We start from the raw sequence: 6882 nt of genomic DNA, 5'->3' as shown, positions 1-6882 counted from the left end.
TCGCCGCGCCTGGCCGCGGGCGGCGCCAGGTCCGCGCCCCGGGCGGCGGCGGTCGTCGCCGCCGTCGCCGCCGTCGCGCAGCCGCAGCCCTCGCCGCAGCCGCCGCCCGCCGTCGCCAGTGCGGGTTCGCGCACCGGCTGCCCGGCGCCGGCCAACAGGTCCTTGAGCCACTGCATCATGAGCGCTTCCTCCCCGCGAAATAGCTGATCACGTTCGCCGCCTTGCCCAGCACGCCAGGCACCGCCGGCATGCTCGGGATCTGCGGATAGCTCTCCTTCGGTTCCTCCGGCTCGGCCGGGCGGATGCGCACCCGCACGTCGTACCAGCCGGCCTGGCCGGTGACGGGGTCGGAGTTGCTGATGGTCCCGGTGCCGTGCGCGGCATCGAAGGGCAGTTCCTCCGAGATCAGGTGGTTGAGCAGGAAGCCCTTGCGCGCCTCGTCCGCGCCGGGCGCGAGCTGCCAGGCGCCGTCGGCCTTGCCGATCGCGTTCCAGGTCCACACCGTGCCGGGCTCCACCGCCTCGCTGTAGCGCAGCATGCAGCGCACCTTGCCCCACTGGCTCTCGACCCAGCACCAGCCGCCGTCGGCGATGCCGGCCGCCTTCGCGGTCAGCGGATTCACGTGCAGGTAGTTGTGGCTGTGGATCTGCCGCAGCCACGCGTTCTGCGAATCCCAGGAGTGGTACATCGCCATCGGGCGCTGGGTGATCGCGTTGAGCGGGTAGGCTTCCAGGTCGGTGGCGGCCTCTTCCAGGGGCGGGTACCAGAAGGGCAGCGGATCGAAGTAGGTCTCGATGCGTTCGCGCAGCGCATCGGGCGGCTGGCGGCCGCCGCTCTTGCCCTGGGCCGCGAGCCGGAAGCTCTGCAGCGTGTCGGAATACAGGGCCAGCTGCACCGGGTCGTTCTTCTGGCGCCAGCCCTTGTCCTTGGCGAAGTCCAGGTACTCCCGGTTCCAGTTGCGCATGTAGTGCATGGTCTCGGGCATGTGGTACTGGAACACGCAGTTGTTCTGCGCGTAGGCCTCCCACTGCTTCGGGTTGGGCTCGCCGCGCAGGTGCTGGTCGCCGTCCTTGCCGCGCCAGCCCATCAGGAAGCCGATGCCCGGCTGCGGCTGGAAGTTGACGATGAAGTCCGGGTAGTCCTTGAACTTGCGCTCGCCCTCGGCCGTGGTGAAGGCGGGAAACTTCAGGCGCGAGGCCAGCTCGATCAGCACCTCCTGGAAAGGCTTGCACTGGCCGGTGGGCGGCACCACCGGGACGCGCACCGAGTCCACCGGCCCGTCGAACTCGGAAATCGGCCGGTCCAGCATGCTCATCACGTCGTGCCGCTCGAGGTAGGTGGTGTCGGGCAGCACCAGGTCGGCGAAGGCCACGGTCTCGCTCTGGAAGGCATCGCACACGACCAGGAAGGGAATCATGTACTCCCCCTGCGCGTCCTTGCGGTTGAGCATCTCGCGCACCGCCATCGTGTTCATGCTGGAGTTCCAGGCCATGTTGGCCATGAAGATCAGCATCGTGTCGATGCGGTAGGGATCGCCCTTCACCGCGTTGGTGATGGCGTTGTGCATCAGCCCGTGCGCCGACAGCGGATGCTCCCAGGAGAACGCGTGGTCGATGCGGATCGGGGAGCCGTCGGGGTTGATCGCCAGCTCGTCCGGGTTGGCCGGGAAGCCCAGCGGCGCCGCGTTCAGCGGCGTGTTCGGCTGGATCATCTCCGGCGCGTTGAAGGCGCGGTAGTTGGGGACGATGTGGCGCGGGTACGGCGCCTTGTGGCGAAAGCCGCCGGGCGCGTCGATGGTGCCCAGCACGCTCATCAGCACGGCCAGCGCGCGCACCGTCTGGAAGCCGTTCGAATGCGCCGCCAGCCCGCGCATCGCGTGGAAGGCCACCGGGCGCGCCTGCGTGGTCGGGTGCTGCTTGCCCCAGGCATCGGTCCAGGGGATGGGCAGCTCGAAGGCCTGCTGCAGCGCGGTCTCGCCCATCTCGCGCGCCAGCTTGCGGATACGCTCGGCATCGATGCCGGTGATGGCCGAGGCCCACTCCGGGGTGCAGCGGGAGACGCGTTCGCGCAGCAGCTGGAACGAAGGCGCGACGCGGGTGCCGTCGGCCAGCTGGTAGTGGCCCTCGAGCGCGGGATCGCAACCCTCTTCGATGCCTTCCGGATAGGCCGGCATGACGCTGCCGCTGCGCTTGTCCCACACCAGCTTGTTGTGCGGATTGCGCCCGTCGCCCGGCACGCCGCGCTCGGGATCGAAGGCGAACAGGCCCTGGCGCTCGCAGTCGTCCAGCACCACCAGCTGCGGCGCGTTGGTGAAGCGCTTCAGGAAGGCGTGGTCGATCAGATCGCTGGCGATCAGCTCGTGCAGCAGCGCCATGAAGAGCGCGCCGTCGGTGCCGGGCTTGATCGGAATCCACTCGTCGGCGATGGCCGAGTAGCCCGTGCGCACGGGGTTGATGGAAATGAAGCGCCCGCCATCGCGCTTGAACTTGCTGATGGCGATCTTCATCGGGTTGCTGTGGTGGTCCTCGGCGGTACCGATCATCACGAACAGCTTGGCGCGCTCCAGGTCGGGCCCGCCGAATTCCCAGAAGCTGCCGCCGATGGTGTAGATCATGCCGGCCGCCATGTTGACCGAGCAGAAGCCGCCGTGCGCCGCGTAGTTGGGCGTGCCGAACTGGCGCGCGAACAGGCCGGTGAGCGCCTGCATCTGGTCGCGGCCGGTGAAGAGCGCGAACTTCTTCGGGTCGGTGGCGCGGATCTTCGACAGGCGCTCGGTCAGCAGCTCGAAGGCGCGCTCCCAGCTGATCGGCTCGAACTCGCCGGCGCCGCGCTCGCTGCCGGGCTTGCGCAGCAGCGGCTGCGTCAGCCGCGCCGGGGAGATCTGCTTCATGATTCCCGAGGAGCCCTTGGCGCAGATCACGCCCTTGTTGAGCGGGTGCTCGGGGTTGCCGTCGATGTAGCGCACCTCGGGGCCCTGCTCACCCTCGCGCAGATGCACGCGGATGCCGCAGCGGCAGGCGCACATGTAGCAGGTCGTGGTCTTGACCTCGGTCCGGTCGGTCGGAGCGGGCGCGGCCAGCGGATCGTGGATCGGTTCGCGCGAGAGGAAGTTGAGCAAGGCGCTGCCTCCGGTGATCGTGGGGGGGGGGGGATCGTGGCCCCATGATAGGGTTGCGGCCCTGAACAAAAAAGCAGTTAATTCAGTTCACCATGAACGATAAAACAGATCATCGCCTGCGCCTGACCCTGCGCCAGCTCGAGGTGTTCGCCGCCACCGCGCGCGAAGGCTCCACGCGGGCCGCGGCCGGGCGCATCGCGCGCTCGCAGTCGGCCGCCAGCGCCGCGCTGGCCGATCTGGAGGCGGCGCTGGGCACGCAGCTGTTCGACCGCATCGGCCGCCGCCTCGTGCTCAACGAAAACGGCCGCGCCCTGCTCGCCCGCTCGGTCTCGCTGGTGGACCAGGCGGCCGAGCTGCAGGCCATGTTCTTCGCCGACCAGCAGATGCCACTGCGCATCGCGGCCAGCTTCACGACCGGCGAATACCTGCTGCCGGGCATCGTGCTGGGCTGGAAGCAGCAGAACCCGAAGGCCCGGGCGCGGCTGATCATCGGCAACACCAGCGACGTGATCGCGGCGGTGGTCGGCTTCGACGCCGACGTCGGCTTCATCGAGGGGCGGCAGACCCATCCCGACCTGGCGGTGCGCCGATGGCGCAGCGACGAGATGGTGGTGGTGGCCGCCCCGGGCCACCCGCTGGCCGGGCGCACGGTGGGCACGCGCGAACTGGCCGAGGCCGGCTGGGTGCTGCGCGAAGAGGGCTCGGGCACGCGCGAAGCGACGGAGGACTGGCTGGGCCGGCGCGTCGGCCCGCTGGATGTGGAGCTGGAACTCGGCAGCAGCCACGCCATCAAGCGCGTGCTGGCCTCGGGCGTAGGCATCGGCTGCATGTCGCGCTACGCGGTGGCCGATGCACTGGCCGCCGGCTCGCTGGTGGAGCTGAAGACCACCTTGCCGAAGAACTCGCGCACCCTGTCGATCGTGCTGCACCGGCAGCGCCAGCCGGGGCGGACGCTGGAGGCGTTCATCGATTACTGCATGGCGGAGTGAGCCTTCAGGTTTTTCGGCAGGGGTCGACGGTTCAAAGCTTGACCTTCCCATCATGGTAGGGTTGAGACTGCCTGCATCCGCCACACCGCTGGCGCCGGAAAAAGACATGCCATGAACGACGCCCTGATCCTCCCCCCCGCCGCCCGCCAGGCCGGCAGCGGCAACACGCTGCCCACCCATTTACTGCAGATCGAGGGCATGACCTGCGCCTCCTGCGTGATGCGCGTGGAAAAGGCGCTCGCCAAGGTGCCCGGCGTGGCCTCGGCCACCGTCAACCTCGCCACCGAGACGGCAGAAGTTCAACTGGCCGATCGCGCGCTCGACGCGCAGAGCCTGATCGCCGCCGTGCAGAAGGCCGGCTACGAGGCGCGCCGCATCGTGCAGGAAGCGGCCGCCCCCGCAACGGCCGCGCCCGCCGCACCTGCCTGGCGCGAAGCCTGGCCCGTCATCCTGTCCGCCCTGCTCTCGCTGCCGCTGATCCTGCCCATGCTGGGCCTGCTCGTGGGGCGAGACTGGATGCTCGACGGCTGGGCGCAGCTCGCGCTGGCCACGCCGGTGCAGTTCTGGCTGGGCGCGCGCTTCTACCGTGCGGGCTGGAAGGCCCTCAAGGCCGGCGCCGGCAACATGGACCTGCTCGTTGCGCTTGGCACCTCGGCCGGCTACGGGCTGAGCCTATACCTGCTCGTCGCCCATGCCGGCCACGGCATGCCGCCGCATCTCTACTTCGAGGCCTCGGCCGTGGTCATCACGCTGGTGCTGCTGGGCAAGTGGCTCGAAGGCCGCGCCAAGCGCCAGACCACCGAGGCCATCCGCGCCCTGAATGCGCTGCGGCCCGAACGCGCGCGCGTGCGCCGCGGCGGCATCGACCGCGACCTGCCCCTGGCCGAGGTGCAGCTGGGCGACCTGGTGGTGGTGCGCCCCGGCGAGCGCGTGCCCGTGGACGGCCGCGTGCTCGAAGGCGAGAGCGAGATCGACGAATCGCTGATCACCGGCGAAAGCCTGCCGGTCGCCAAGCAGGTCGACGCCCGCGTGACCGGCGGCTCGGTGAACGGCCAGGGCCTGCTGCTGGTGCAGACCACCGCGGTGGGCGCCGAGACCACGCTCGCGCGCATCGTGCGCCTGGTGGAATCGGCCCAGGCGAAGAAGGCGCCGATCCAGCGCCTGGTCGACCGGGTGAGCAGCGTCTTCGTGCCGGTGGTGATCGTGATCGCGCTGGCGACCCTGCTGGGCTGGGGCCTGGGTGCCGGCGACTGGGAACGCGCCATCCTCAACGCGGTGGCGGTGCTGGTGATCGCCTGCCCCTGCGCGCTCGGCCTGGCGACGCCGACCGCGATCATGGCCGGCACCGGGGTGGCCGCGCGCCACGGCGTGCTGATCAAGGATGCCGAGGCGCTCGAAATCGCGCATGCGGTGCAGGTGGTGGCCTTCGACAAGACCGGCACGCTGACCGAAGGCCGGCCGCAATTGGTCGCGCTGGAAGCGGCCGATGGCGACGGCGCCGCGCTGCTGCGCGCCGCCGCCTCGCTGCAGGCCGGCAGCGAACACCCCCTGGCCCACGCGGTGCTGGCGCGGGCGGCGCAGGACGGCATCGAGGCCCCGCGCGCCACCGCGCTGCGCGCAGTGGCCGGGCGCGGCATCGCCGCCGAGGTCGAGGGCCGCGCGCTGCGCCTGGGCAGCACCCGCTTCATGCGCGAGCTCTCGGTGCCGCTGGAGCGCTTCGAGGCGCTGGCGGCGCGGCTGCAGGACGAGGGCCGCACGCTGTCGTGGCTGGCCGACGTGACGGACCAGGGCAGCCCCGCGCTGCGGGGCCTGATGGCCTTCGGCGATGCCCCCAAGCCGCAGGCGGCCGCCGCCATCGCGCGCCTGCATGCGCAGGGCATCCGCACCGCCATGGTCAGCGGCGACAACCGCGGCAGCGCGCAGGCCGTCGCGAAGCAGCTGCAGATCGACACCGTGCGCGCCGAGGTCCTGCCCGAGGACAAGGCGGCCGTCGTCGCCGCGCTCAAGGCCGAGGGCCGGCGCGTCGCGATGGTCGGCGACGGCATCAACGACGCGCCGGCGCTGGCGGCAGCCGACGTGGGCATCGCGATGTCCACCGGGACCGACGTGGCCATGCATGCCGCCGGCATCACGCTGATGCGCGGCGACCCCTCGCTGGTGGCCGATGCGATCGACATCTCGCGCCGCACCTACGCGAAGATCCGCCAGAACCTGTTCTGGGCCTTCGTCTACAACGTGGTGGGCATCCCGCTGGCCGCCCTCGGCCTGCTGAGCCCGGTGATCGCGGGCGCGGCCATGGCCTTCAGCAGCGTCAGCGTGGTGAGCAATGCGCTCCTGTTGCGGCGCTGGAGGGCCAAGGCATGACCGGCATGGAACCCTTCAACATCGGCGAGGCGGCGGCGCGCTCGGGCGTGTCGGCCAAGATGGTTCGGCACTACGAATCGCTGGGCCTCATGCCCAAGGTGCACCGCACCGAGTCGGGCTACCGGCAGTACACCGCCAACGACGTGCACACGCTGCGCTTCATCCGCCGGGCGCGCGACCTCGGCTTCAGCATGGCCGAGATCGCCGAGCTGCTGAAGCTGTGGCAGAACAAGCGCCGCGCCAGCGCGGACGTCAAGCGCATCGCCCTGGCGCACGCCGCGGACCTCCGGCGGCGCATCGAGGAGATGGAAGCGATGAAGCGCACGCTGGAGCGGCTGGCGGACTGCTGCCATGGCGATCATCGGCCGGACTGCCCGATCCTGGACGAACTGGCGGAGCCCTGAAGACGCT

The 6882-nt window shown here is 70.5% G+C and carries 4 protein-coding genes; 3 read left to right on the top strand and 1 reads right to left on the bottom strand.

The annotated features are described in order from the left end of the window. Window positions 1–175: 175 nt before the first annotated feature. The gene (locus tag ABEA07_RS02645) at window positions 176–3118 is read right to left on the bottom strand and encodes a molybdopterin oxidoreductase family protein (protein ID WP_345535692.1); all 2943 of its coding nucleotides are present in this window, start codon (window positions 3116–3118) and stop codon (window positions 176–178) included. A gap of 92 nt (window positions 3119–3210) precedes the next feature. On the opposite strand from ABEA07_RS02645, the gene ABEA07_RS02640 reads away from it, so the two are divergent. The 3 genes from ABEA07_RS02640 to cueR all read left to right on the top strand — a co-directional run bounded on the left by ABEA07_RS02640 (window position 3211) and on the right by cueR (window position 6875). After that, window positions 3211–4107, top strand: a complete 897-nt coding sequence (locus ABEA07_RS02640) for a LysR family transcriptional regulator (protein ID WP_345535690.1) — start codon at window positions 3211–3213, stop codon at window positions 4105–4107. 111 nt (window positions 4108–4218) lie between these two features. Then, the gene (locus ABEA07_RS02635; RefSeq protein ID WP_345535688.1) at window positions 4219–6471 is read left to right on the top strand and encodes a heavy metal translocating P-type ATPase; all 2253 of its coding nucleotides are present in this window, start codon (window positions 4219–4221) and stop codon (window positions 6469–6471) included. Next, window positions 6468–6875 carry a Cu(I)-responsive transcriptional regulator gene (gene cueR / locus ABEA07_RS02630; RefSeq protein WP_345535687.1) on the top strand — a complete coding sequence of 136 codons (408 nt, stop codon included), beginning with the start codon at window positions 6468–6470 and terminating at the stop codon, window positions 6873–6875. Before ABEA07_RS02635 ends, cueR begins: the two co-directional genes overlap by 4 nt. Window positions 6876–6882 lie beyond the last annotated feature (7 nt).

Origin of the sequence: Variovorax defluvii, from assembly GCF_039541515.1 — a bacterium.
GTDB classification, from domain to species: domain Bacteria; phylum Pseudomonadota; class Gammaproteobacteria; order Burkholderiales; family Burkholderiaceae_C; genus Variovorax; species Variovorax defluvii.
Note: the sequence above shows the minus strand (reverse complement) of the source record. Positions and strands in the feature narration are given on the sequence as shown.